Source organism: Mycolicibacterium sp. XJ870 (assembly GCF_053483975.1).
This window is the reverse complement of sequence record NZ_JBEFTI010000008.1, coordinates 114,448-137,251: the sequence shown is the minus strand read 5'-3', so window position 1 is coordinate 137,251 and position 22,804 is coordinate 114,448. Positions and strand designations below refer to the sequence as shown.

The 22,804-nt window shown below is 66.4% G+C and carries 20 protein-coding genes; 8 read left to right on the top strand and 12 right to left on the bottom strand.

The window, feature by feature from the left end; all coding sequences use genetic code 11:
• Positions 1–6 precede the first annotated feature (6 nt).
• Both ABQF30_RS24260 and ABQF30_RS24255 read right to left on the bottom strand, forming a co-directional pair.
• On the bottom strand, positions 7–1,770 hold the full coding sequence (locus ABQF30_RS24260) for an MFS transporter (RefSeq protein WP_448468592.1): 1,764 nt from the start codon (positions 1,768–1,770) through the stop codon (positions 7–9).
• A 91-nt stretch (positions 1,771–1,861) separates the two neighbouring features.
• Complete coding sequence (locus ABQF30_RS24255; protein ID WP_448468590.1) at positions 1,862–3,145, bottom strand: multidrug effflux MFS transporter; 1,284 nt, start codon at positions 3,143–3,145, stop codon at positions 1,862–1,864.
• A 171-nt stretch (positions 3,146–3,316) separates the two neighbouring features.
• On the opposite strand from ABQF30_RS24255, the gene ABQF30_RS24250 reads away from it, so the two are divergent.
• Together ABQF30_RS24250 and ABQF30_RS24245 are read left to right on the top strand one after the other, a co-directional pair.
• Entirely contained in the window at positions 3,317–4,075 is a 759-nt protein-coding gene (locus tag ABQF30_RS24250; protein WP_448468833.1) for a hypothetical protein, read from the top strand.
• Positions 4,076–4,258: 183 nt separating this feature from the next.
• Positions 4,259–7,981 (top strand): multifunctional oxoglutarate decarboxylase/oxoglutarate dehydrogenase thiamine pyrophosphate-binding subunit/dihydrolipoyllysine-residue succinyltransferase subunit, encoded by a 3,723-nt coding sequence (locus ABQF30_RS24245; RefSeq protein WP_448468588.1) that lies wholly within the window; start codon positions 4,259–4,261, stop codon positions 7,979–7,981.
• A 9-nt stretch (positions 7,982–7,990) separates the two neighbouring features.
• Here ABQF30_RS24245 and map read toward each other — a convergent pair whose 3' ends face one another.
• Entirely contained in the window at positions 7,991–8,752 is a 762-nt protein-coding gene (gene map / locus ABQF30_RS24240; protein ID WP_448468586.1) for a type I methionyl aminopeptidase, read from the bottom strand.
• Between the two features lie 65 nt (positions 8,753–8,817).
• Between map and ABQF30_RS24235 the strand changes: the two genes are divergently transcribed.
• The gene (locus tag ABQF30_RS24235; protein ID WP_448468584.1) at positions 8,818–9,084 is read left to right on the top strand and encodes a helix-turn-helix domain-containing protein; all 267 of its coding nucleotides are present in this window, start codon (positions 8,818–8,820) and stop codon (positions 9,082–9,084) included.
• A gap of 87 nt (positions 9,085–9,171) precedes the next feature.
• Positions 9,172–9,996, top strand: a complete 825-nt coding sequence (locus ABQF30_RS24230) for an SDR family NAD(P)-dependent oxidoreductase (RefSeq protein ID WP_448468582.1) — start codon at positions 9,172–9,174, stop codon at positions 9,994–9,996.
• Between the two features lie 87 nt (positions 9,997–10,083).
• Here the strand turns inward: ABQF30_RS24230 and ABQF30_RS24225 are convergent, their stop codons facing one another.
• Complete coding sequence (locus ABQF30_RS24225) at positions 10,084–10,917, bottom strand: glycine betaine ABC transporter substrate-binding protein (protein ID WP_448468580.1); 834 nt, start codon at positions 10,915–10,917, stop codon at positions 10,084–10,086.
• A gap of 8 nt (positions 10,918–10,925) precedes the next feature.
• The gene (locus tag ABQF30_RS24220) at positions 10,926–12,128 is read right to left on the bottom strand and encodes an NAD(P)-dependent malic enzyme (protein WP_448468578.1); all 1,203 of its coding nucleotides are present in this window, start codon (positions 12,126–12,128) and stop codon (positions 10,926–10,928) included.
• A gap of 120 nt (positions 12,129–12,248) precedes the next feature.
• On the opposite strand from ABQF30_RS24220, the gene corA reads away from it, so the two are divergent.
• The gene (gene corA, locus ABQF30_RS24215; protein WP_448468576.1) at positions 12,249–13,355 is read left to right on the top strand and encodes a magnesium/cobalt transporter CorA; all 1,107 of its coding nucleotides are present in this window, start codon (positions 12,249–12,251) and stop codon (positions 13,353–13,355) included.
• On the opposite strand, the gene ABQF30_RS24210 is transcribed toward corA, so the two are convergent.
• The 6 genes from ABQF30_RS24210 to ABQF30_RS24185 form a co-directional block, all read right to left on the bottom strand.
• A complete protein-coding gene (locus ABQF30_RS24210) occupies positions 13,352–13,957 on the bottom strand; it encodes a suppressor of fused domain protein (RefSeq protein ID WP_448468574.1) in 606 nt (201 codons plus the stop codon). The genes corA and ABQF30_RS24210 overlap by 4 nt on opposite strands.
• A complete protein-coding gene (locus tag ABQF30_RS24205; RefSeq protein WP_448468571.1) occupies positions 13,954–15,252 on the bottom strand; it encodes an ABC transporter ATP-binding protein in 1,299 nt (432 codons plus the stop codon). The genes ABQF30_RS24210 and ABQF30_RS24205 overlap by 4 nt, the downstream gene beginning before the upstream one ends.
• Before the next feature lie 4 nt (positions 15,253–15,256).
• Entirely contained in the window at positions 15,257–16,093 is an 837-nt protein-coding gene (locus tag ABQF30_RS24200; RefSeq protein WP_448468569.1) for a carbohydrate ABC transporter permease, read from the bottom strand.
• Between the two features lies 1 nt (position 16,094).
• The gene (locus ABQF30_RS24195; RefSeq protein WP_448468567.1) at positions 16,095–16,997 is read right to left on the bottom strand and encodes a carbohydrate ABC transporter permease; all 903 of its coding nucleotides are present in this window, start codon (positions 16,995–16,997) and stop codon (positions 16,095–16,097) included.
• A complete protein-coding gene (locus ABQF30_RS24190; protein ID WP_448468831.1) occupies positions 16,994–18,391 on the bottom strand; it encodes an ABC transporter substrate-binding protein in 1,398 nt (465 codons plus the stop codon). The genes ABQF30_RS24195 and ABQF30_RS24190 overlap by 4 nt, the downstream gene beginning before the upstream one ends.
• Before the next feature lie 204 nt (positions 18,392–18,595).
• On the bottom strand, positions 18,596–19,108 hold the full coding sequence (locus tag ABQF30_RS24185) for a YflT domain-containing protein (protein WP_448468565.1): 513 nt from the start codon (positions 19,106–19,108) through the stop codon (positions 18,596–18,598).
• Between the two features lie 151 nt (positions 19,109–19,259).
• Between ABQF30_RS24185 and ABQF30_RS24180 the strand changes: the two genes are divergently transcribed.
• Positions 19,260–19,904 (top strand): DUF4190 domain-containing protein, encoded by a 645-nt coding sequence (locus ABQF30_RS24180; RefSeq protein WP_448468563.1) that lies wholly within the window; start codon positions 19,260–19,262, stop codon positions 19,902–19,904.
• Between the two features lie 36 nt (positions 19,905–19,940).
• Here ABQF30_RS24180 and ABQF30_RS24175 read toward each other — a convergent pair whose 3' ends face one another.
• A complete protein-coding gene (locus ABQF30_RS24175; protein ID WP_448468561.1) occupies positions 19,941–20,897 on the bottom strand; it encodes an HpcH/HpaI aldolase/citrate lyase family protein in 957 nt (318 codons plus the stop codon).
• Between the two features lie 25 nt (positions 20,898–20,922).
• On the opposite strand from ABQF30_RS24175, the gene ABQF30_RS24170 reads away from it, so the two are divergent.
• A complete protein-coding gene (locus tag ABQF30_RS24170) occupies positions 20,923–22,209 on the top strand; it encodes a magnesium transporter MgtE N-terminal domain-containing protein (protein WP_448468559.1) in 1,287 nt (428 codons plus the stop codon).
• Positions 22,206–22,754 (top strand): DUF1003 domain-containing protein, encoded by a 549-nt coding sequence (locus ABQF30_RS24165; protein WP_448468557.1) that lies wholly within the window; start codon positions 22,206–22,208, stop codon positions 22,752–22,754. The genes ABQF30_RS24170 and ABQF30_RS24165 overlap by 4 nt, the downstream gene beginning before the upstream one ends.
• Positions 22,755–22,804: the final 50 nt, after the last annotated feature.

Sequence of the window (22,804 nt, the reverse complement as noted above, 5' to 3'; positions counted from 1 at the left end):
GAGAAACTACTCGTCGCCGGAGCGCGAATGCCTGCCGATCGGCTCAACCGATGATGTCGACGGCGGTTCCTCCAAAAGCTGGGCGAGGATCTGCTGCCACGGATCCTCGACGGGCACCGCGGTCAGCGGCTCGGTGACACTGTCGTCGTCGGCCGGCCGGCTCACGTGTGGCACCGGTTCATCCCGCGCGAGGATGTACTCGACGTATTCGTCATCGTCGGGGTATTCCGGCAGGAAGCGGTTGTCCGGCCCGACCACACGCAGCGCCTCGGTCTGTTCCTCGGACTCCTCTTCGGCGGGCGGCTGCGTCGGGACCGACCCGGTGCCGAAGCCCAGTAGGAACAGTGCGGCCACCACCCCGAACAGGGCGACGAACGCCGGCAACAACATCGCCTGCGACATCGCCGCCGCGAACGGCTCGTGGAGGTATGCCGGCAGCGGAGCGGCCGCGCCCTCACCGGCAGGAGCGGCAGCGGGCGAGCCCGGCAGTTCGGCACTGATCCGTGAGGTCATGTACGCCGCGATCCCCGCGCTGCCCAGCACCGAGCCGATCTGACGGGTGGTGTTGTAAACCCCGGATCCGGCTCCCGCCAGATCCGGCGGCAGGTTGCGGGTCGCGGTAGCCGCCAACGGTGACCAGATGAAGGCCATGCCGACGCCCATCAGCAGCTGCGGCAGGAGCAGCCGCCAGATCGGGGTGGTCGGGGTCATTTCGATCGACAGCCACGTCAGCCCGATCGCCATGGCGGAGAACCCGAAACCGATCACCGGCATCGGATGGGCCCGGTCGACGATGCGTCCGACGAGCGGCGCCAGCAGCCCGCTGGCAATCGCCGTCGGCGCGGTCAGCAAAGCCGACCGGATCGGGGACAACCCGCACACCGTTTGCGCATAGAACATCAACGGCAGGATCATCGCCGTCACCGCGAACCCGATGGTCGCGACGCCGACGTTGGCGAGGCTGAAGTCGCGATCGGCGAAGATCCGGAGTGGGATCAGCGGCTCGCGGGTGTTGACCGCCTGCCAGAAGACGAAGGCCGCCATCACACCGACACCCAGCGCTGCGGTGCCCCAGACCCACGGCGCCCAATGCCGGGACTGGCCCTCCTGCAGCGCGAACACGATGAGGAACATGCCGAAGCCGGAGAGCAGGACGCCGGGCACGTCGAACCGGTGCTGCTGGGTGGGCAGAACCGGCACCAGCCAGACCGCGAGGCCGAGGCCGAGGATTCCGATCGGAACGTTGACGAAGAAGATCCACTGCCAGCCCAGTCCGTCGACCAGGACGCCGCCTGCGAGCGGGCCGGCGAGCGTCGCCACCCCGGCGGTGGCCCCCCACACACTCATCGCGACCCCGCGCCGCTCGGCCGGGAAAATGCGGGTGATGGTGGACAACGTCTGCGGTGTCAGCAGCGCCGCGCCGATGCCCTGCACCACCCTGGCGGCGATCAGCGTCTCGATGCTGCCGGCCAGCCCGCACCACAACGACGCCGCAGTGAAGACGGCAAGTCCGGCGAGGTAGAGATTCTTCGGCCCGTACATGTCGCCGAGCCGGCCCGCGACGAGCAGCGGGACCGCGTACGCCAGCAGATAGGCACTGGTCACCCAGATCACGCCGTCGTAATCGGCGCCCAGCTCGGCCATGATCGTCGGGTTCGCGACGGCAACGATGGTGGCGTCGACGAGGATCATGAAGAAGCCGACCATCATGGCCCACAACGCGTTCCACGGGTTGTGGGCCTCGATCCGGGCGTTCAGCGATGGGAACATGACGGGTTCAGTGAGTGGTCGGCGGTTTGCGGCGCCCAGCCGACGCTACGGTTCGACCGGAATCCGGACAAGTCCGAGGCCGATGGCCGGATCAAGCCGGTTCGGAAACCGCCTCGGAAACCACGTCGTCGTCCAGCGGGAAGTCGTCAAGGTCGTCATCACCGCCGCGGGCGCCAACGGTCACGAGTGCCACCAGGGCGACCAGCATCCCGACCGTCATCACCGCGGCAAGGGCCAGCGCGCCGTTGCCGAGGGCACCGACGAGCGGCGCCACGGCGGCCCCGATACCGAACTGAGCGGCGCCCAGCAGCGCGGCGGCGGTACCGGCGGCATCCGGATGCCGCGACAGGGCGAGTGCCGGTGCGTTGGGGATCACCAGCCCCATGGCGGCCAGGATCGCGAAGACCGGCACGAGGAATCCGAACAACCCGCCGACCTGTGCGATGGTCAGCCCGATGAACCCGAACCCGGCCACCGCTGCCGCGGTCAGAGCGGTCAGGGTGATGGTCTGCGGCGTGAACCGTCGCAGCAGCACCACGTTCAACTGCGTCGAACCGATCAGTGCGATCGCGCCGGCGGCGAACACCAACGCGAACATCTGCTGGTCGAGCCCGTACCGGCCCTGCAGCACGAACGGCGCCGCCGAGATATAGGCGAACAGGCCCGACATGCCGAGCCCCGCGACCAGCACGAGGATCACAAACCGGGAGTCGCGCAGCAGTTCGCCGTAGGTGCCGATGATGCCGCGCACCTTGAGCGGACGGCGATGCGACACCGGCAGCGTTTCGGGCAGCGCCAGCGCGGCCACCAGCAGCAGGCCACCGGCCAGCACCACCAGCGCGACGAAGACCCAGTGCCACGATCCCTTGAGCAGCACCGCAGCGCCCAACGACGGCGCCAGCACCGGTGCCACGCCGAGGACGAGCATCAGCCGCGACATCACCGTGGCGGCCGCCGAACCGGCGAACAGGTCGCCGACGACGGCGATCGCGACCACGGCGGCCGCGGCAGCACCCATCCCCTGCAGGCCGCGCGCCAAGCCGAGCATCACGATGTTCGGAGACAGCACACACAGGATCGAGGCGAGCATGTGCAGCACGATGCCCGCCATCAAGGGCCGTCGGCGGCCGAGCGAATCCGACAGCGGGCCCACGATCAGCTGGCCCAGGGCCAGCCCGGCCAGCGTTCCGGTGAGCGTCAGCTGCGCAACCGAGGACGATACCGACAGCTCTTCGCCGATCTTCGGCAGCGCAGGCAGATACATGTCGATGGTGAGCGGCCCCAGAGCGACGAGCGCGCCGAGCACCAGGATCATCCGGATACGGCCCGGAGCGCCCGCAATATTCGTCTGGCCCACGTCGGGCGATGATGCCATGAAATTGATTAGCTCCGCATACCAGTTTTTTGTTCCCGGTTCGTCCGATGCCCGGCAGTGATCGCTGTCACTGCCGGGCACCTATGGCTGGTTCCTGTTCGTTCTCACCGATGTCAGGCCGACGGGATAGCCTGGACAGTCAACGACGGGTTCACACATGGAGAGGCCCTGATAGTGCGCGCTCGATCCAAGAGCCAGTTGCCGGCGACCGTTGACGGTGCTGCCGGGCCGTCAGAAGATCCTTCTACCGCTGCCAAGGTGCTCTCGCAGATCATCGAACGCAGTTCGCGCGTTCAGGCGCCCGCCGTCAAGGCCTATGTGGACCGGCTGCGCAGCCACGATCCGGACGCCACCCCGGCCGAGATCGTCACCAAGCTGGAGAAGCACTACCTCGCAGCCGTGATGGCCAGCGGGGCCGCCGTCGGCTCGGCGGCGGCGTTCCCCGGCATCGGCACCCTGGCCGCGTTGTCGGCGGTGGCAGGCGAGACCGTGGTGTTCCTCGAGGCCACCTCGGTGTTCGTACTCGCGGTCGCCGAAGTTCATGGCATACCCGCCGAGCACCGCGAACGCCGTCGTGCGCTCGTACTTTCGGTCCTCGTCGGTGAGGACAGCAAGCACGCCATGGCCGATCTGCTGGGTACCGGCCGCACGAGCGGCGCGTGGCTGTCCGAGGGCGCGGCGACGCTGCCGCTGCCGGCGGTGTCCCAACTCAACAACCGGCTGCTCAAGTACTTCGTCAAGAGGTATACGCTCAAGCGCGGCGCGATGGCTGTCGGCAAACTGCTGCCGGTGGGTATCGGTGCTGTCATCGGCGGGGTCGGCAACCGGCTGATGGGTAAGAAGATCGTCGCCAACGCACGCAAGGCGTTCGGCGCACCCCCGCCACGGTGGCCCGCAACGTTGCATGTGCTGCCGTCCGCTCAGCCCTAGGGATCACGCAAACCCTCCCGGACCCACACAGTTCCCAGAAATGTGGTGCCGTGGCCGGTGTGCGCCGAAAGGCGATAGCCTTTATGCGGCGGTCGAGCGGGGTCAACCGCCCACAGGAAAACACGAGCGGCGAGCGTCCTTGCCACAGCTTGCCGGGAACAAGAATCGAGGCGAGTGCCTGCCGTGAGCAGTTCACCTTCACCATTCGGACAGAACGAGTGGTTGGTCGAGGAGATGTATCGCAAGTTCCGCGAAGATCCCTCTTCGGTGGATCCCAGTTGGCACGAATTCCTGGTCGACTACTCCCCCGAACCAACGACCGATAGCGCAGTCGCAAACGGCCAGACGACAGCTCCCGTCGCGCCGGCAACGCCCGCACCGGCCCCGCCTCCTGCACCGGCCAAGCCGGCTCCCGCCAAGCCGGAACCCAAGCCGACAGCCGCCAAGCCTGCGCCCGAGGCAGCCCCCGCGCCGGCGGCCAAGCCTGCCGCCAAGCCCGCGCCGGTAGCCGAGGGCGACCAATCCCAGGTGTTGCGAGGCGCGGCGGCCGCCGTCGTCAAGAACATGAACGCGTCGCTGGAAGTACCGACCGCGACCAGCGTCCGCGCGATCCCCGCCAAGCTGATGATCGACAACCGCGTCGTCATCAACAACCACCTCAAGCGCACCCGCGGCGGCAAGATCAGCTTCACCCACCTGCTCGGCTACGCGATCGTCCAGGCGGTCAAGAAGTTCCCGAACATGAATCGGCACTTCACCGTGGTCAACGGCAAGCCCACCGCGGTCACGCCTGCCCATACGAACCTGGGCCTGGCCATCGACCTTCCGGGCAAGGACGGCAACCGCTCTCTTGTGGTCGCCGCCATCAAGCGTTGCGAGACAATGCGTTTCGGCCAGTTCATCGCCGCCTACGAGGACATCGTGCGACGTGCCCGCGACGGCAAGCTGACCGCCGAGGACTTCTCCGGCGTGTCGATCTCCCTGACCAACCCCGGCACCATCGGCACCGTGCACTCGGTCCCCCGCCTCATGCAGGGCCAGGGCGCCATCGTCGGCGCCGGCGCGATGGAATACCCCGCGGAGTTCCAGGGCGCCAGCGATGAGCGCATCGCCGACCTCGGTATCGGCAAGCTCATCACCCTGACCTCAACGTATGACCACCGCATCATCCAGGGCGCGGAGTCGGGCGACTTCCTGCGGACGATCCACCAGCTGCTGCTCGATGACGAGTTCTTCGACGAGATCTTCCGCGAGCTCGGGATTCCCTACGAGCCGGTGCGCTGGCGCAGGGACAACCCCGACTCGATCGAGGACAAGAACGCCCGCGTCATCGAGCTGATCGCGGCTTACCGCAACCGCGGCCACCTGATGGCCGATATCGACCCGCTGCGCTTGGACAACACCCGGTTCCGCAGCCACCCCGATCTCGACGTGCTGACCCATGGTCTGACGCTGTGGGACCTGGACCGCGAGTTCAAGGTCGACGGGTTCGCCGGTGCGGAGTACAAGAAGCTGCGCGATGTGCTGTCGGTGCTGCGCGACGCCTACTGCCGCCACGTCGGCGTGGAGTACACCCACATCCTGGAACCCGAACAGCAGAAGTGGATTCAGGACCGCGTCGAGACCAAGCACGACAAGCCGACCGTCGCGCAGCAGAAGTACATTCTGTCGAAGCTGAATGCGGCCGAGGCGTTCGAGACGTTTTTGCAGACCAAATACGTTGGCCAGAAGCGGTTCTCGCTCGAAGGCGCGGAGACCGTCATCCCGATGATGGACGCGGTGATCGACCAGTGCGCCGAGCACGCGCTCAACGAGGTCGTCATCGGTATGCCGCACCGCGGCAGGCTCAACGTGCTGGCCAACATCGTCGGCAAGCCGTACTCCCAGATCTTCAGCGAGTTCGAGGGCAATCTCAACCCCTCGCAGGCGCACGGGTCGGGCGATGTGAAGTACCACCTCGGGGCCGGCGGCAACTACATCCAGATGTTCGGCGACAACGACATCGAGGTGTCGTTGACGGCCAACCCGTCACACCTGGAGGCCGTCGACCCGGTGCTCGAGGGACTGGTGCGCGCCAAGCAGGATCTGCTCGACAGCGGTAAGGACGCGGACGGTTCCGGCGAGTATCCGGTTGTGCCGCTGATGCTGCACGGCGATGCGGCGTTCGCCGGCCAGGGTGTGGTCGCCGAGACCCTGAACCTGGCGCTGCTGCGCGGCTACCGCACCGGCGGCACCATCCACATCGTGGTCAACAACCAGATCGGGTTCACCACCGCCCCAACGGATTCGCGCTCGAGCGAGTACTGCACGGATGTGGCGAAGATGATCGGGGCGCCGATCTTCCACGTCAACGGTGACGATCCGGAGGCGTGCGCCTGGGTGGCGCGGCTGGCTGTCGACTTCCGGCAGGCGTTCAAGAAGGACGTCATCATCGACATGCTGTGCTACCGCCGCCGCGGGCACAACGAGGGTGACGATCCGTCGATGACCCAGCCGTACATGTACGACGTCATCGACACCAAGCGCGGCTCGCGCAAGGCCTACACCGAAGCCCTGATCGGCCGCGGTGACATCTCGATGAAAGAGGCCGAGGACGCCCTGCGCGACTACCAGGGGCAGTTGGAGCGGGTGTTCAACGAGGTCCGCGAGCTGGAGAAGCACACGATCGAGCCGAGTGAGTCGGTGGAAGCCGATCAGCAGATCCCGCAGCGGCTCGCCACAGCCGTCGACAAGTCACTGCTGGCCCGGATCGGCGATGCCCACCTGGCTCTGCCGGAGGGCTTCACCGTGCACCCGCGCGTCAAGCCGGTGCTGGAGAAGCGCCGCGAGATGGCCTACGAGGGCAAGATCGACTGGGCGTTCGCCGAGATGCTGGCACTCGGGACGCTGGTCTCCGAAGGCAAGCTGGTGCGGTTGAGCGGCCAGGACACCCAGCGCGGCACCTTCACCCAGCGCCATTCGGTGATCGTCGACCGTAAGACCGGGGAGGAGTTCACCCCGCTGCAGCTGTTGGCCACCAACACCGACGGCACGCCGACCGGCGGCAAGTTCCTGGTGTACAACTCCGCGCTGTCGGAGTTCGCCGCGGTGGGCTTCGAGTACGGCTACTCGGTGGGCAATCCCGACGCGATGGTGCTGTGGGAGGCGCAGTTCGGCGACTTCGTCAACGGTGCGCAGCCGATCATCGACGAGTTCATCTCATCGGGCGAGGCCAAGTGGGGCCAGCTGTCCGATGTGGTGTTGCTGCTGCCGCACGGCCACGAAGGCCAGGGCCCGGACCACACCTCCGGTCGCATCGAACGCTTCCTGCAGCTGTGGGCTGAAGGCTCGATGACGATCGCGGTGCCGTCCACCCCGGCGAACTACTTCCATCTGCTGCGCAGGCACGGCCTGGACGGCATCCAGCGTCCGCTGATCGTCTTCACGCCGAAGTCGATGCTGCGCAACAAGGCTGCAGTCAGCGACATCCGCGACTTCACCGAGCAGAAGTTCCGCTCGGTGCTCGAAGAGCCGACCTACACGGATGGGGACGGCGATCGCGACAAGGTCCGCCGGGTGCTGCTGACCAGCGGCAAGCTCTACTACGAGCTCGCAGCGCGCAAAGCCAAGGAGAACCGCGAGGACGTGGCGATCGTCCGGATCGAACAGCTGGCCCCGCTGCCCAAGCGGCGGCTGGCCGAGACACTGGACCGGTATCCGAATGTTCAGGAGAAGTTCTGGGTTCAGGAGGAGCCGGCCAACCAGGGCGCCTGGCCGTCGATCGGGCTGACCCTGCCCGAGGTGCTGCCGGAGTACTTCACCCCGATCAAGCGGATCTCGCGGCGGGCCATGAGCGCACCGTCGTCGGGCTCGTCGAAGGTGCATGCCGTCGAGCAGCAGGAGATCATCGACGAGGCGTTCGCCTAACGCCTACCTTCACCGGGTCAGCACCACCGGGCCGTCGGCGGTGATCGCGACGGTGTTCTCGGTGTGGGCGGTGCGGGATCCGTCCGCGGATCGGATCGTCCAGCCGTCGCGATCGAACACGATGCGGTCGGTGGTGCGGGCGAACCACGGTTCGAGTGCCAGTGTCATGCCTGGACGCAGCGGCATGCCACGGCCGGGGCGGCCGCGGTTGGGAACATGCGGATCCTCGTGCATGGTGCGCCCCAACCCGTGGCCACCGAATTCGAGGTTGACCGGATATCCGTAATCGGCTGCGACGGCACCGATCGCCGCCGAGATGTCGCCGAGCCGGCCGCCGGGTTGCGCGGCGGCAGTCCCGGCGGCCAGCGCCTCCTCGGTGGCGCGGACCAGGCGCACGTCTTCGGGCGCAGGCGTTCCGACGATGACGGTGCGGGCCGCGTCGGCCACCCAGCCGTCGATCGACACCGCGAAGTCCATACTCAGCACGTCACCGTCCCGTAGCCGATAGTCATGCGGAAGGCCGTGCAGCACAGCGTCGTTCACCGACAGGCAGATCACGTTGCGAAACGGGCTCGAGCCGAACGACGGGTGGTAGTCCCAATAGCAGGACTGCGCGCCGCGGCCCTCGACCATGCCGCGGGCATGCAGTTCGAGGTCGAGCAGGTTGACCCCGATGTCAGCGAGCTTGGTCAACTCGGTGAGCACTTCGGCGACGAAGCTGCCGGTGACCCGCATGCGTTCGATTTCGTCGGCCGTCTTCAGCTCGATCACGTGCCCTCCTCGGTATTCAAATACCAACACTAGCGGTATATAAATACCAGCGCTAGCGTGGTGTCGTGGTCCGGACCCCTCTGACACCCGAGCAGATCGCTGCCGGTCGGCGCCTGGGAGCGAGCCTGCGCGCCGCCCGCGCGTCGCGCACCCTCGACGACGTCGCCGCCCAAGCCCGCATCTCGCCGGAGACGCTGCGCAAGATCGAGACCGGGCGCCTGCCCTCTCCTGCGTTCGGCACCGTGGTCGGGCTCAGTGCGGCACTCGGGATCGACCTACAGGCGCTCGCCGATGCGTGGTGCGACGCGAGCACTCCCGCAGTCGCTAGTTAGCAGCGGGCCGGAACCGAGGGCCACACAAACGAGACCGCGGGTACCGGCTAATCTCGGTGCCAACCAACAGACACGAGGAGTGTGGGTATGGAGGGCTTCGCCGGAAAGGTCGCCGTCGTCACCGGTGCCGGATCGGGAATCGGTCAGGCACTTGCCATCGAACTGGGCCGGTCGGGTGCCAAGGTGGCCATCTGCGACGTCGACACCGAGGGGCTCGCCGCCACCGAGGAGCGTCTGAAGGCGATCGGCGCCCCGGTCAAGGCCGATCGGCTCGACGTCACCGAACGAGAGGCGTTCCTGCTCTACGCCGACGCGGTCGCCGAACACTTCGGCAAGGTCAACCAGATCTACAACAACGCAGGTATCGCCTTCACCGGCGATGTCGAGATCAGCCAGTTCAAAGACATCGAACGCGTGATGGACGTCGACTTCTGGGGCGTCGTGAACGGCACCAAGGCTTTCCTGCCGCACCTCATCGCTTCCGGCGACGGCCACGTGGTCAACGTGTCGAGCGTCTTCGGGCTGTTCTCGGTGCCGGGTCAGGCCGCCTACAACTCCGCAAAGTTCGCCGTGCGCGGGTTCACCGAGGCGCTGCGGCAAGAGATGGTGCTGGCCAAGCACCCGGTCAAAGTCACCACCGTGCACCCTGGCGGCATCAAGACCGCCATCGCACGCAATGCCGGCGCCGCCGAAGGCTTGGATGCCAAAGAACTCGCCGAGACATTCGACAAGAAGCTGGCTAATACGACGCCACAGCGCGCCGCCGTGATCATCCTCGACGGCGTGCGCAAGAACAAGGCTCGCGTACTCGTCGGCCCGGACGCCAAGGTCCTCGACCTCATCGTGCGGATCACCGGCTCGGGCTACCAGCGGCTGTTCCAGTCCGTCGTCGGCAAGACGATGCCGCGCTAGGCGCACCCTCGATCGCCGTGACCGTGCGCGGAATGCTGCTGATTCGCGGCGTGCCGGGCAACAGACACGCACGCTCGTGGTGCTACGTCAGTGGCCGAGAGGATTGGCCTGCAGGAAAGCGTCGGCCACCGCACCGGGGTCGGCGCCTTCTGCGACCTGGCGCCGCATGTCGGCCAGGGAGCCGGTGTCCAGTACGCCGGCGATCTCGTTGAGCGCCAGGATCTGCCGCTCGCCGAGTTCGTTGCGGCGGTAAAGCGGCACGAGATTCTCGGCACGGATCAACGATGTCTTGTCGGCCAGCACCACGAGGTCTGACGGGATGGTCGGGTCGGCTGTCGTCGACCAGGCCGCGTTGATCGTCCCGGCGCGCAGCGCCGCGAACAGGCTCTCCTCGTCGGGAAACGCCCGGGTCTTCGGCAACGTGCAGGAGCCCACCTCCGCGGGCACCCGCGCACCGGCGACCGATCCGGGTCGCACCTTGGCACAGTTGCGCCGCAGTGCCGCCACATCGCTTCCGTCCCAATCCGCTGAGGTCGCCTCGGTCACCACGATGGCGGGCTTGTCCTGGGCTGACATGGTGTAGTCACCGGCGGCGACACCCTCCGGCAACGCCGAGACCAGATCGCGGTAGACCTGTTCGTCGGCGCGGGCCGTGGCGGCGGGGTCCAATGACGTCAGGAGCCTGCCGGTGAACCCCGGAAGCACGGTGACCGACCCGGAGTCCAGGGCTCCCGTTCCCTCGTCGGTGTCGACGACCGCAGCGGGTGTCCCGTAATACCGCAGCGCCGCCGCGTACAGATGGCCGGCGACCGCAGACTCGGACCCGGGTCCCGCCCCGACCGCCAGAGCGGCCGGGGCCGGGTTGCCACCGCAACCGGCGATCAGCAGCGCAAGCAGCGCCAATGCCAGGGTGCGGCGCACGTGACGGCTCAGACCTCGGAGGCCGCCGCGACGGCAGCAGCGACCGCCGGACCGACCCGCGGATCCAGCGCGCTGGGCACGATGTGGTCGACGGCCAGGTCGTCGCCGACCACCGAGAAGATCGCTTCGGCCGCGGCAACCTTCATCTTCTCGGTGATGCGCCGGGCGCCGGCGTCGAGCGCACCCCGGAACACACCGGGGAATGCCAGCACGTTGTTGATCTGATTCGGGAAGTCGCTGCGCCCCGTGGCGACGACGGCCGCGTACTTGCGAGCGGCATCGGGATGGATCTCCGGATCCGGGTTGGACAGCGCGAAGACGATGCCGTTGGGGGCCATCGTCGCGATGAGCTCCTCGGGCACCAGGCCGGCTGACACCCCGAGAAAGACGTCGGCGTCCTTGAGTGCCTCGGCCATGCCGCCGGTCAGCCCGCGCGGGTTGGTGCGCTCGGCCAGTTCGGCCTTGAACGGGTTGAGACCGTCACGGCCGCTGGAGACGATGCCCCGCGAGTCCAGCACGACGATGTCGGTGATGCCCTTGGCCAGCAAGATGTTGGTGCATGCCACACCCGCGGCGCCCGCACCGGAGACCACGACCCGCAGCTCGTGCATGTCGCGCTCGAGCACCTTGGTGGCGCCCAGCAGCGCGGCGAGCACGACGATCGCGGTGCCGTGCTGATCGTCATGCATGACAGGACAATCCAGCGCCTCGATCACCCGGCGCTCGATCTCGAAGCACCGCGGCGCCGAGATGTCCTCCAGGTTCACCGCGCCGAAAGTCGGGCGCAGCCGGATCAGGGTCTCGACGATCTCGTCGGGATCTTTGGTGGCCAGCACGATCGGGATCGAGTCGAGCCCGCCGAACGTCTTGAACAGTGCGCTCTTGCCCTCCATGACGGGCAACGACGCGGCCGGACCGATGTCGCCGAGGCCCAGCACCGCACTGCCGTCGCTGACCACGGCGACCAGACGGTTGGCCCAGGTGTACTTGGCGGCCAGCGTGTGGTCCGTGGCGATGGCCCGGCTCACCTGGGCAACGCCGGGCGTATAGGCGATCGACAACGCCCGCTGGGTGTCCAGTGGGGCCTTCAATTCGACCGAGAGCTTGCCGCCTTCATGAGCGGCGAAAATCTCCGCGTCTTCGATGACAACTTGCGGGGTACGCGCCTCTGACGAGCGCTCGGACGAGGAAGCGACTGTGGATTCCGACACCGCGTCAGGGTACTTCAACGACGAATCTCACATCGCCGGGTTCCCCCTTCGTGAGCGTTACGCAACAGGACGCACGCGTACCATCTCAAGTGCAGTTACGGCTGAGGGGAGATCCAGCGAATGCCGTCGTTCCGTGCATTGCCACCGCAGCTGCACCGTCCCGCGGCGCGCAGCCGAACCACCTCGACCGACGCTGCAACCATTCATGTTCCGGTCGCCCGAGCGATGGTCGACTGCGGCGTGTACAGCGACGGCACCCGACTGTCCGGCAAGTACACCCACGCCGCAGCCGTGGAAAAAGTACGTGAATTGCAGGCCGCCGATAAGAGGGCCTTCGTCTGGATCGGCCTGCACGAACCCGACGAGTTCCAGATGCAGTCGGTTGCCGAAGTGTTCGGCCTGCACGAACTGGCAGTCGAGGACGCGGTGCATGCCCATCAGCGGCCGAAACTGGAGCGCTACGACAAGACCCTCTTCCTCGTGTTGAAGACGGTCAACTACATCGCGCACGAGTCCGGCACCACCGCCGGTGAGATCGTCGAGACGGGCGAGATCATGATCTTCGTCGGCCCTGATTTCGTCGTGACCGTCCGCCACGGCGAGCACAGCGGCCTGGCCGGCGTGCGGCATCGGATGGACGCCACCCCGGCGAGCCTCAAGCTCGGCCCGTACGCGGTGATGCATGCGATCGCCGACCATGTGGTGGACAGCTACCTCGACATCACCGATTTGATCGAAACCGACATCGACGACATGGAGGAGAACGTCTTCTCCCCGCTCACACAGACCGACATCGAAGCCATCTACCTGCTCAAGCGAGAGGTCGTCGAGTTGCGCCGGTCGGTCGGCCCGCTCACCCAGGCGCTACAGCGACTCGGTACCGACCACAACGACCTCATATCGGTCGAAGTGCGCCGGTATCTGCGTGACGTACTCGATCACAATGTGCAAGCGTCCGAACGGATCACCAGCTACGACGACATGCTCACGTCACTGGTTCAGGCTGCGTCCGGCAAGGTCGCCATGCAGCAGAACGTGGACATGCGCAAGATCTCGGCCTGGGTCGCCATCGCGGCAGTCCCCACGATGATCGCCGGAATCTACGGCATGAACTTCGAGCACATGCCGGAACTCAAAGAGGTCTGGGGCTATCCCGCCATCCTGATCCTGATGGTCGCCATATGTGGATTCCTGTACGTGACGTTCCGGCGAAACCATTGGCTCTAGCTGGGGCTCGCGGCGCGTCGGGACGGATCCAATACGTCGACGCCGTCGGTGCGCCACGCCTCGCGCATCGCGTCAGCACCCTTGAGGCGCACCCAGGCGGCCTCGGTCGCGGTGATCGGGGTGGCCGAGAACACCCGCACCGGCGACAGTGGGTCAGGTAGAACCACCTCGTCAATTTCGCTGGTGCCCAACAGAAATGCGGTGAAGGGCGCCGACCCGAACAACGGCGTCTCCAGGTCGACGAGGGCATCGGCGTCCAGAATCAACCCCTCGACGGCCGGCGCCGCAGCCAGCACGGCCAGTGATCGGGCCAGCCCCGTCGGGGTCGGTCCGCGCAACGACACCACCACCTCGGCCCGTGGGCCGTGGATGGGGTCGGACACGAGCTCGGTCGGATCGAACATCGGATGGCGCGAACAACCCAGCGTCACATAGTGATACACGTCTTCGCGGTCGGCACGCAGATCGGGGCCGAAGCGCAGCACGTCGATACGTTCGGTGCCGAGAAAGGTGATGCTGGCGCCGACGGGCTCTCCGGTGATGCCGGCTTCGCTGAAGTGCTCACCGACCCGGGCCCGAACGGCGGCCAGGACGTCGATCACTCTTTTGTCGGTTCGTCCGACTCTCCGGCCGGATCGGCTTCGTCGGCGGCGTCTGTTTCGGGCTGATCTGGCTGTTCTGGCTGTTCGGCTGGCTCTGGTGCGGCGGCCTCGCCCGGTTCGGTCTCACGGGTCAGGTTGAGGCCCGTCTCGGCATCGAAGATCACCAGCTTGGTGGTGTCGAACGCGAGATCCACCTGCTGCCCGGTGGTCACCCGCGACTCGGAGGACACCCGTGCCACGAACTCATTCACCGCCCCACCCGAATCGGCGGCCAACTCGGCCAACTGCGCGGCCTGAGCGCCCGCACCCTCGATGGTGAAGTGGACATACTTGTCCGCCCCGAGGGATTCCACGATGTCCGCACGTACCGAAAAGGTCAGTGCCCGGATCCGGGCATACCCGTCGAGCAACGCCGCATCTTCCAGGTGCTCGGGACGGATACCCACGATGATGTTGTCCCGCTTGACATTACGCGCCAGCAGGTCGTGTACCTCCTGGGTCAGGGTCACCTCGCCGAACGGCAACCGAACCCCGACGTCGGTGAACGTCGCCGGGAAGAAGTTCATCGCGGGAGATCCGATGAAACCCGCGACAAACAGATTGGCCGGGTTGTTGTACAGCTCGTCGGGCGTGCCGATCTGCTGGACCTCACCGGCCAACAACACCACCACCCGGTCCCCCAGCGTCATCGCCTCGGTCTGATCGTGCGTGACGTAGACGGTCGTGGTGCCGAGTCGGCTCTGCAGCCGGGCGATCTCGGCGCGCATCTGCACACGCAATTTCGCGTCCAGGTTGGACAGCGGCTCGTCCATCAGGAATGCCTTGGGATTGCGCACAATTGCCCGCCCCATCGCCACGCGCTGACGCTGACCGCCGGACAGCTGGGCCGGCTTGCGGTCCAGCAGTTCTGCCAGGTCCAGGATCTTCGCGGTCTCATCCACCTTGGCCGCGATCTCGTCCTTCTTGAGTTTGGCCAAGGTGAGCGGGAAGGCGATGTTCTGCCGCACCGTCATGTGCGGGTAAAGCGCATAGGACTGGAACACCATCGCGATGTCACGGTCTTTGGGAGCTTTCTCGTTCACCCGCTGCCCGCCGATACGCACCTCCCCCGAGGAGATGTCTTCCAGGCCCGCAATCATGTTCAGCGTGGTGGACTTACCGCACCCGGACGGCCCCACGAGAATGATGAACTCGCCGTCGGCGATCGTCATCGAGAACTCTTTGACGGCCGCCCTGACACCGCCTGCGCCGTCGGGGTAACTCTTGGTCACCCGGTCCAACACGATTTCGGCCATCCAACTACCCCTTTACCGCACCGGATGTCAGGCCAGCGACGATCCGCCGCTGGAATATCAGTACAAAGATAATGATCGGGATGGTGATCACCATCGCGCCGGCCGCGATCGAGCCGGTCGGTTCCTCGAATTGCGAACTGCCGGTGAAGTTCGCGATCGCCACCGGTGCGGTGATCGCCCTTTGTGTCGCAGTCAGCGACAGGGCCAGCAGCAGGTCGTTCCACGCGAAGATGAACACCAGGATGGCCGCGGTGACGATGCCCGGCGCGGCCAGCGGCGCGATCACCTTCCGGAATGCCTGGGCGGGCGTGGCCCCGTCCATCTTCGCGGCCTTCTCCAAATCCCATGGAATCTCCCGGAAGAACGCCGAGAGCGTGTAGATCGCCAGGGGCAGCGCGAACGTGATGTACGGGATGATCAGGCCGGGCCAGGTGTCGAACAACCCCACCGTGCGCCACATGTTGAAGATCGGCGTCACCAGCGAGATGTGCGGGAACATCGCAATCAACAACGCGACACCGATCAGCAGCTGCTTACCCGGAAAGTCCAGCCGGGCCACCGCATAGGCGGCCATCCCGCCGATCACCACCGCGATGAATGTGGTGATCAGCCCGATACCGATCGAATTGATCAGCGCCGAGGTGAACGCGTCACCTTCGAAGACCGCTTTGTAGTTGTCCAATGTGAACTCAGCTGGAATCAGCTTGCCGTCCTTGACACTTGAGGTCGGCTTGAGCGACAGGCTCAGAATCCACAGCACCGGAACCAGCGCGTAGACGACCACGAGGATGTTGACGACGGTCCACCCCGTAGCGCGCCGGGCGCCCGCACCACTAGACACGTCAGCGCCCCTCCTGCTGTGATCCGGGCGCTGCGGCGCCGAAGATCTTGATGTAGATGAACGCGATGACCGCCACTGACAGGAAGATCAAAACGCTGATCGCGGAACCGAGTCCGACGTTGAATGCCTTGAACAAGTTGTCGTAACCAAGGATCGACACCGAGCCGGTGTTGTTGGCGCCACCGGTCAGGATGTAGATGTTGTCGAAGATGCGGAACGCGTCGAGCGTGCGGAACAACAAAGCCACGAGAATCGCCGGTTTGATCAGCGGCATAGTCACTTTGACGAACCGCTTCCAGGCGCCGGCCCCGTCGACCTGCGCGGCGTTGAGCAGATCCTGCGGCACCAGCGCCAGCCCGGCCAACAAGAGCAGCGCCATGAACGGCGTGGTCTTCCAGACCTCGGCGAGGATCACGATCGCCAACGAGGGCAGCTGCTCGGTCAGCGGTGCGCTGCCCTGGGGCAGCAGGTTGGCCAGGTACCCGGTGCCCGGCGTCCAGGCGTAGTACCAGCTGTACGACGCCGCCACCGTGACGATGCCGTACGGGATCAGCACCGCGGTACGCACCACGCCCTTACCGAAGATGGTGCGGTGCATGACCATTGCCAGCGCCATGCCGAGCGCGAACTCGATCGCCACCGAGATGACCGTGATCGCCAGAGTGACCGCGAAAGCCGTCCACCAGTACCCGTCGGCGAGGACTGTCTGATAGTTCTCCAACCCGACGAAGGCGGTGTCGTCGGGTTCGGCGAGGTTGTACCGCTGCAGGCTCAGCCAAACCGCATAACCGATCGGGTAGGCGGTCACCGCGAGCATCAGGATCACCGCCGGCGCGATGAGCCAGAACGCCAGCTTGCGCTCGGACCTGCGGTTGTCGGTTCCGGTAGTGGCCGTGAGGGTCACGGGATGAGCCCCTTACCGTCAATCGCCTTCTGGGCCGCTTCGGCCAGTTCGTCCGCGGTCGATTCCGGGTCGATGTCGGAGATCGGCGCCAACGTCGCCGACATCCTGGTCGACAGCGCCTGATACACCGGGGTTGCCGGCCGCACGGCTGCATCGGTCAGCTGCTCACGGATGATCTCGTACTGCGGGTACTTGGCCTGGAAGGCGGGATCGTCGTAGAGCGATTCCCGTACCGCGGGCAGGCCGCCCTCGATCGAGGTGTAGTGCTGGTTCTCCACATTGCGCAGGCATCGGATCGCCTCGAACGCCTCGGCCTTGTGCTGGCTTGTTTTGGCGACAGCCAGGTTCAGCCCGCCCAATGTCACCTTCGCGGGTTCGCCCTCCCGCACCCCCGGATAGTTGGCGAAGCCGAGCACCGGCTTGCTCGCGTCGAAAGCCATCTGGAACTGCTCGTCGGTCGGCGAGAACGTGCCCACGTCGTTGATGCTGCCCTCCAGCGCGGGATTGTCGTTCAGCGGCAGGAAGCTGACTCCGCCCTTGACCGCGTTCTCCAGCAGCGACGGCAGCACGTACGGCCAATTGACCTCGAGGGCCGCTTTGCCCTGCTCGAGCGCCAAGCGTGCGGTGGTCTCATCGGTCTGGGTGACCGACGGGTCGGCCCCCGGCGCGGTAGCCACCGACTTGATGATCTGCAATGCCTTCACAGTCGCAGCGCGGTGCTCTTCGGTGTCGGTGAGCGTGACGCGCTGACCGTCGTCGGAGAGCACCTGGCCGCCTGCGCTTTCCAGCAGCGTGTTGAACCACACCACCAAGCCCTCGTACTGCTTGCCCTGAACGGCGATCCAGCTCGGCTGACCCGCCGCGTGCAACCTGGTCGCCTCGGCCACCATGCCGTCCCAGGTGGCGGGCGGCTCGCTCATCAAATCGGCCCGGTACCAAAGCAATTGGGTGTTCGTGGTGATCGGCGCGGCATACAGCTTGTCCTGCCAGCGGGCTGTCTCCAGCGGGCCGGGCAGCGTGTTCTCCATCGCATCGGACTCCGCAAGACCTGCCGGGTCGTCGGACAGCGGCAGGGCCCAACCGGCTTCGGCGAACTCGGCGGTCCACACCACGTCGAGCGCCATCACGTCCAGCGACTTGTCGTTGCCGGTGAGTCTGCGGGCCAGTTGCAGCCGTTGGTCGTCAGCGCCCTTGGGCAGGTTGCGCTGCGCGATCTCGAACCGGCCGCCGAGCTGCTCGTTGCAGCGCTTGGCGACGGCGGTGAAGGTGGCCGCCTCGTTGGCCGGTGTGTAGTAGTTGATGACGATGCCGCCGGTCTCCGAACCGCAGGCCGACACCACCGATGCCGTCGTCAGTGCGGCCACTGCCGCAGCACATAGCCGCCGAGCGCGCACCGCTCTGCCTCCCGTCACCCTCTGATGTCACCGCCGGAGCGGCTCCACCGTCTGCTGTCACCGCCGAAACGGCTCCGGGCGGGGAACCTCCCGCGCGCAAACCGTAGAGCCAGATACGCGTGATGTGCAACACTTTCGGCACGGGCGCATCACAATCGTGACCTCTGGTTCTTTGCCAGCCCGTCGGCAACGCCGATAACGAGGTCAGATCGTCAAGCGCGCCAGCAGATCCCGACCCTGCTCGGCGTTCTGCGGATCGCACAGCACGTCATAGCGGCCTGCGACCAGCTGCATGGTCGAGCTGAAATCTCTTGTGCCGCGAGCCATCGCGTACGGGATCGCCGAAGTGATGAGGCCGAAGAACACACCGGCGATCAGACCCGTCAGCAGCGCACTCCAGGGGCTGGGGCTGAAGAAGCCGAGGATCAGGCCGATGAACAGGCCCAGCCAGGCACCCGACAGCACGCCGCCCCCGAGCACCTTCGCCCAGCTCAGCTTGCCGGTGACGCGCTCGACCTGCATGAGGTCGACACCGACTATGGTCACCTGCTGGACGGGAAACTCCTGATCGGACAGATAGTCGACAGCGCGCTGAGCTTCGACGTAGGTCGGGTAGGAGCCGATCGGCCACCCTCGCGGCGGAGTCGGCAGCGCACCCCGCATCGGAGTGCCGGACGCATTGCTCGGTTTCTGTCCGGGCTGGAATGGGCTCGTCATCGGTCTTCATTCTCCTCTGTGCCGCCGGTTGGTGCGACTGCTCCTACAACAGCAACGACCTGTCTCCGGATTTGGTGCCACCTTCGACGCAATCATTGCTGCGCACTTCTACCCAATCATTGCTGCGCAATCCGTGCGCTAGGTTGAAAGCATGACAAATCCGGACGGTCCCGCGGGCGAAACGCCGCCATCCGGGACGCCGTCGGAACCGTCATCGGGCGGCTATGAAGCACCTCCGATCGAGCAATCCGCGGATCGGCCGCAGATCGGCGACACGCCGTCGCCCGACGAGCCGCCGCCGCCCTACGAGATGCCACCGGCCTACGACGCCGGCCCGGCCTATCCGCCGGTGAACTACCCGGACTATCCCCAACCGCCGTCGGACTATCCGCAATATCCGCCGCCCTACGGCGCTGCGCCGCCGCAGCAACAGCAGTTCCCCGCCGCGCCCGGCTATCCCCCACCCGGCTACCCGGGGATGCCGGGCTACAACATGCCTGGCGGTTATTCGGCCGGTGGATATCCGACCGGTTACGGCCTGTCGGCGGCCCCGACGACCAACGGCATGGCGATCGGCTCGCTCGTCGCCTCCGGCGGGGGCGTCTTGTTCTTCTTCTTCTGTTTCACCGGAATCGTGCCCGCGATCGTCGGGATCGTGCTGGGCATCATCGCGCTCAACCAGATCAGGACCACCGGACAGGGCGGTCGAGGTTTGGCGATCTCCGGCATTGCGCTCGGTGCCGCGGTCACGCTGGTCACCATCTTGTTCTTCATCGCCGTCGGCCTGTCGATGTAGTGCATCGAATTCCGTTACGGCACAGGAACTTCCAGCTCAGGTAGGCGGGCAGAACCGCTCAGCCGACCGCGCCATGCCTGCGGCGCGCCCTTTGCCCGCGATCACCAGCGCCATCTTGCGGCTGGCCTCGTCGATCATCTCGTCGCCGAGCATCACCGCACCCTTGGCCCCGCCGGCCTGCGAGGTGTGCCATTCGTAGGCCTCCAGGATCAGCTCGGCGTGGTCGTAATCGGCCTGCCGCGGGCTGAAGATCTCGTTGCCCGCTTCGATCTGGTCCGGATGTAGCACCCATTTACCGTCGTACCCCAGTGCCGCTGAGCGTGCGGCCACCCGGCGGAACGCGTCGGTGTCGCGCACCTTCAGGTATGGCCCGTCGATCGCGTTGATCCCATGCGTGCGCGCGGCGATCAGGATCCGCATCAGCACGTGGTGGTGGGCATCGCCGACGTCGTAACCCTCGGGCTGCTCGCCGACCACCAAAGTGCGCATGTTGAGGCTGGCCATCATGTCCGCCGGGCCTAGCACGAGCGCCTGTACGCGTGGGCCTGCCGCGATCGCGTCGACGTTCGTCAGGCCCTGGGCGGTCTCGATCTGCGCCTCGATGCCGATGCGGCCCACCGGCAGTCCGTGTGTGCTCTCCAGCTGGCTCAGCAGCAGATCGAGCGCATGGATGTGCGCGACATCGGTCACCTTCGGCAACACGACGAGATCGAGCGTCGCACCGGCGGTCGACACCACCTCGATGACATCGGCATAGGTCCACGGCGTGGTCCAGTCGTTGACCCGGACCCCGCGCAGCTGGCCCGCCCACCCGTCCTCGGCCAGAGCCACAGCCACCTGGGTGCGGGCTTGCTCTTTGGCCTCCGGTGCGACCGCGTCCTCGAGGTCGAGGAACACCTCGTCCGCAGGCAGGGCTTTCGCCTTTTCGATCATCTTCGCGCTGCTACCCGGAACCGAGAGACACGTTCTACGGGGCCGATACGTGTTGTCCACGACCACAGTCTCTACCCTTTGACTCATGGCGGCGGTGAACAGGGTGTACGCGGCCCGACTTGCGGGATTGGTGGTGCTGGGCCCCGACGGCGAGTCGATCGGCCGCGTCCGCGACGTGGTGATCAGCATCAGCATCGTCCGCCAGCAGCCCCGGGTTCTCGGCCTTGTGGTCGAATTGCTCACCAGGAGAAGGATTTTCGTTCCAATCCTGCGAGTGACGGCGATCGAGCCCGGTTCGGTGACGCTGGCCACCGGCAGCGTGTCGCTGCGCCGCTTCGCGCAGCGTCCCGGCGAGGTCCTGGTGCTGGGGCAGGTGCTGGAGACCAGGGTCCGGATCGACGATCCCGATCTGCCCGAACTGGCCGGAATCGACGTTGTGGTGGTCGATCTGGGCATCGAACAAACCCGGACCAGGGACTGGATGGTCACCCGGGTCGCGGTGCGCCCGCAACGTCGGCTCGGCCGGCGCAGCAACATCCACGTCGTCGACTGGCAGAACGTGCACGGCTTGACGCCCTCGGGTCTGGCGATGCCCGACCAGGGCGTGGCCTCGCTGCTCGAGCAGTTCGAGGGGCAACGGCCGGTCGAGGTGGCCGAGGCGCTGCGCGAACTGCCCGCCAAACGTCGCTACGAGTTGTTCCGGGCGTTCGACGACGAACGACTCGCCGATGTGTTGCAGGAACTGCCCGAGGACGAGCAGGCTCAGGTGTTACAGCAGCTGAACACCGAGCGCGCCGCCGACGTGCTCGAGGCGATGGATCCCGACGACGCCGCCGACCTGCTGGGGGCGATGACGCCCGCGGACGCCGAGGTGCTGCTGGGCCGGATGGACCCCGAGGATTCCGAAGACGTGCGCCGGCTGTTGAGCCACTCGCCGGACACCGCGGGCGGCCTGATGACCTCCGAACCGGTGGTGCTGGCTCCCGACACCACTGTCGCCGAGGCCCTGGCCCGGGTGCGAGATCCCGACCTGACCCCCGCGCTGGCGTCGCTGGCGTTCGTCGCGCGCCCACCCACCGCCACGCCGACCGGTCACTATCTGGGCTGCGTGCATCTGCAGCGACTGCTGCGCGAGCCGCCGGCCACGCTGGTCAGCGGGATCGTCGACGTCGACCTGCCGACGCTGAGCCCACAGGATTCGCTCGCCGCGGTGACCCGCTACTTCGCCGCCTACAACCTGGTCTGCGGGCCGGTGCTGGATGCCGAAAGCCACCTGGTGGGCGCGGTGTCGGTCGACGACGTGCTCGACCATCTGCTGCCCGATGACTGGCGCGAACGCGACGAGCCCGAGCTGCCGGTGACCGGCTCATGAGCGAATCCAGCGCCCGCCAGCGGCTGGACACTCCCCGCGGCACGCGTCGCCTCGGGCTGCATGTCGACGTCGAGGCCGTAGGCCGGGTCGGTGAGTCCGTCGCCCGGTTCCTCGGCACGGGCCGGTATCTGGCGATCCAGACGGTCTTCGTGATCATCTGGATCTCACTGAATCTGTTCGCAGTCACCCTGCAGTGGGATCCGTATCCGTTCATCCTGCTCAACCTGGCCTTCTCCACCCAGGCCGCCTACGCCGCCCCGCTGATCCTGCTGGCCCAGAACAGGCAGGAGAACCGCGACCGGGTCTCCCTCGAAGAAGACCGACGTCGGGCCGAACAGACCAAAGCGGACACCGAATACCTGGCTCGCGAGCTGGCCGCGCTGCGACTCGCCGTCGGCGAGGTGGCAACCCGCGATTACCTGCGCCGTGAGTTGGACGAGCTGCGCGAGCTGGTCATCGGGCTGCAGCAACCGGCCCCGGGCGCCGATCGATCCGGGTCGGGCAAACCCGATGGCGCGGAGCGCCGGTCAAAACGCAGTGGCTGAGGCTGCAGTGGACCATTGTCGCAACAGGAGAACGTGTACTAGGTATGGTG

What these genes read in the sequence shown, in the direction of transcription:
- ABQF30_RS24205 (WP_448468571.1), bottom strand. Translation starts at nt 15,252, where the DNA reads ATGGCCGAAATCGTGTTGGACCGGGTGACCAAGAGTTACCCCGACGGC.
- ABQF30_RS24185 (WP_448468565.1), bottom strand. Translation starts at nt 19,108, where the DNA reads ATGACGAGCCCATTCCAGCCCGGACAGAAACCGAGCAATGCGTCCGGC.
- ABQF30_RS24170 (WP_448468559.1), top strand. Translation starts at nt 20,923, where the DNA reads ATGGCGGCGGTGAACAGGGTGTACGCGGCCCGACTTGCGGGATTGGTG.
- ABQF30_RS24180 (WP_448468563.1), top strand. Translation starts at nt 19,260, where the DNA reads ATGACAAATCCGGACGGTCCCGCGGGCGAAACGCCGCCATCCGGGACG.
- ABQF30_RS24165 (WP_448468557.1), top strand. Translation starts at nt 22,206, where the DNA reads ATGAGCGAATCCAGCGCCCGCCAGCGGCTGGACACTCCCCGCGGCACG.
- ABQF30_RS24255 (WP_448468590.1), bottom strand. Translation starts at nt 3,145, where the DNA reads ATGGCATCATCGCCCGACGTGGGCCAGACGAATATTGCGGGCGCTCCG.
- corA (WP_448468576.1), top strand. Translation starts at nt 12,249, where the DNA reads ATGCCGTCGTTCCGTGCATTGCCACCGCAGCTGCACCGTCCCGCGGCG.
- ABQF30_RS24230 (WP_448468582.1), top strand. Translation starts at nt 9,172, where the DNA reads ATGGAGGGCTTCGCCGGAAAGGTCGCCGTCGTCACCGGTGCCGGATCG.
- ABQF30_RS24260 (WP_448468592.1), bottom strand. Translation starts at nt 1,770, where the DNA reads ATGTTCCCATCGCTGAACGCCCGGATCGAGGCCCACAACCCGTGGAAC.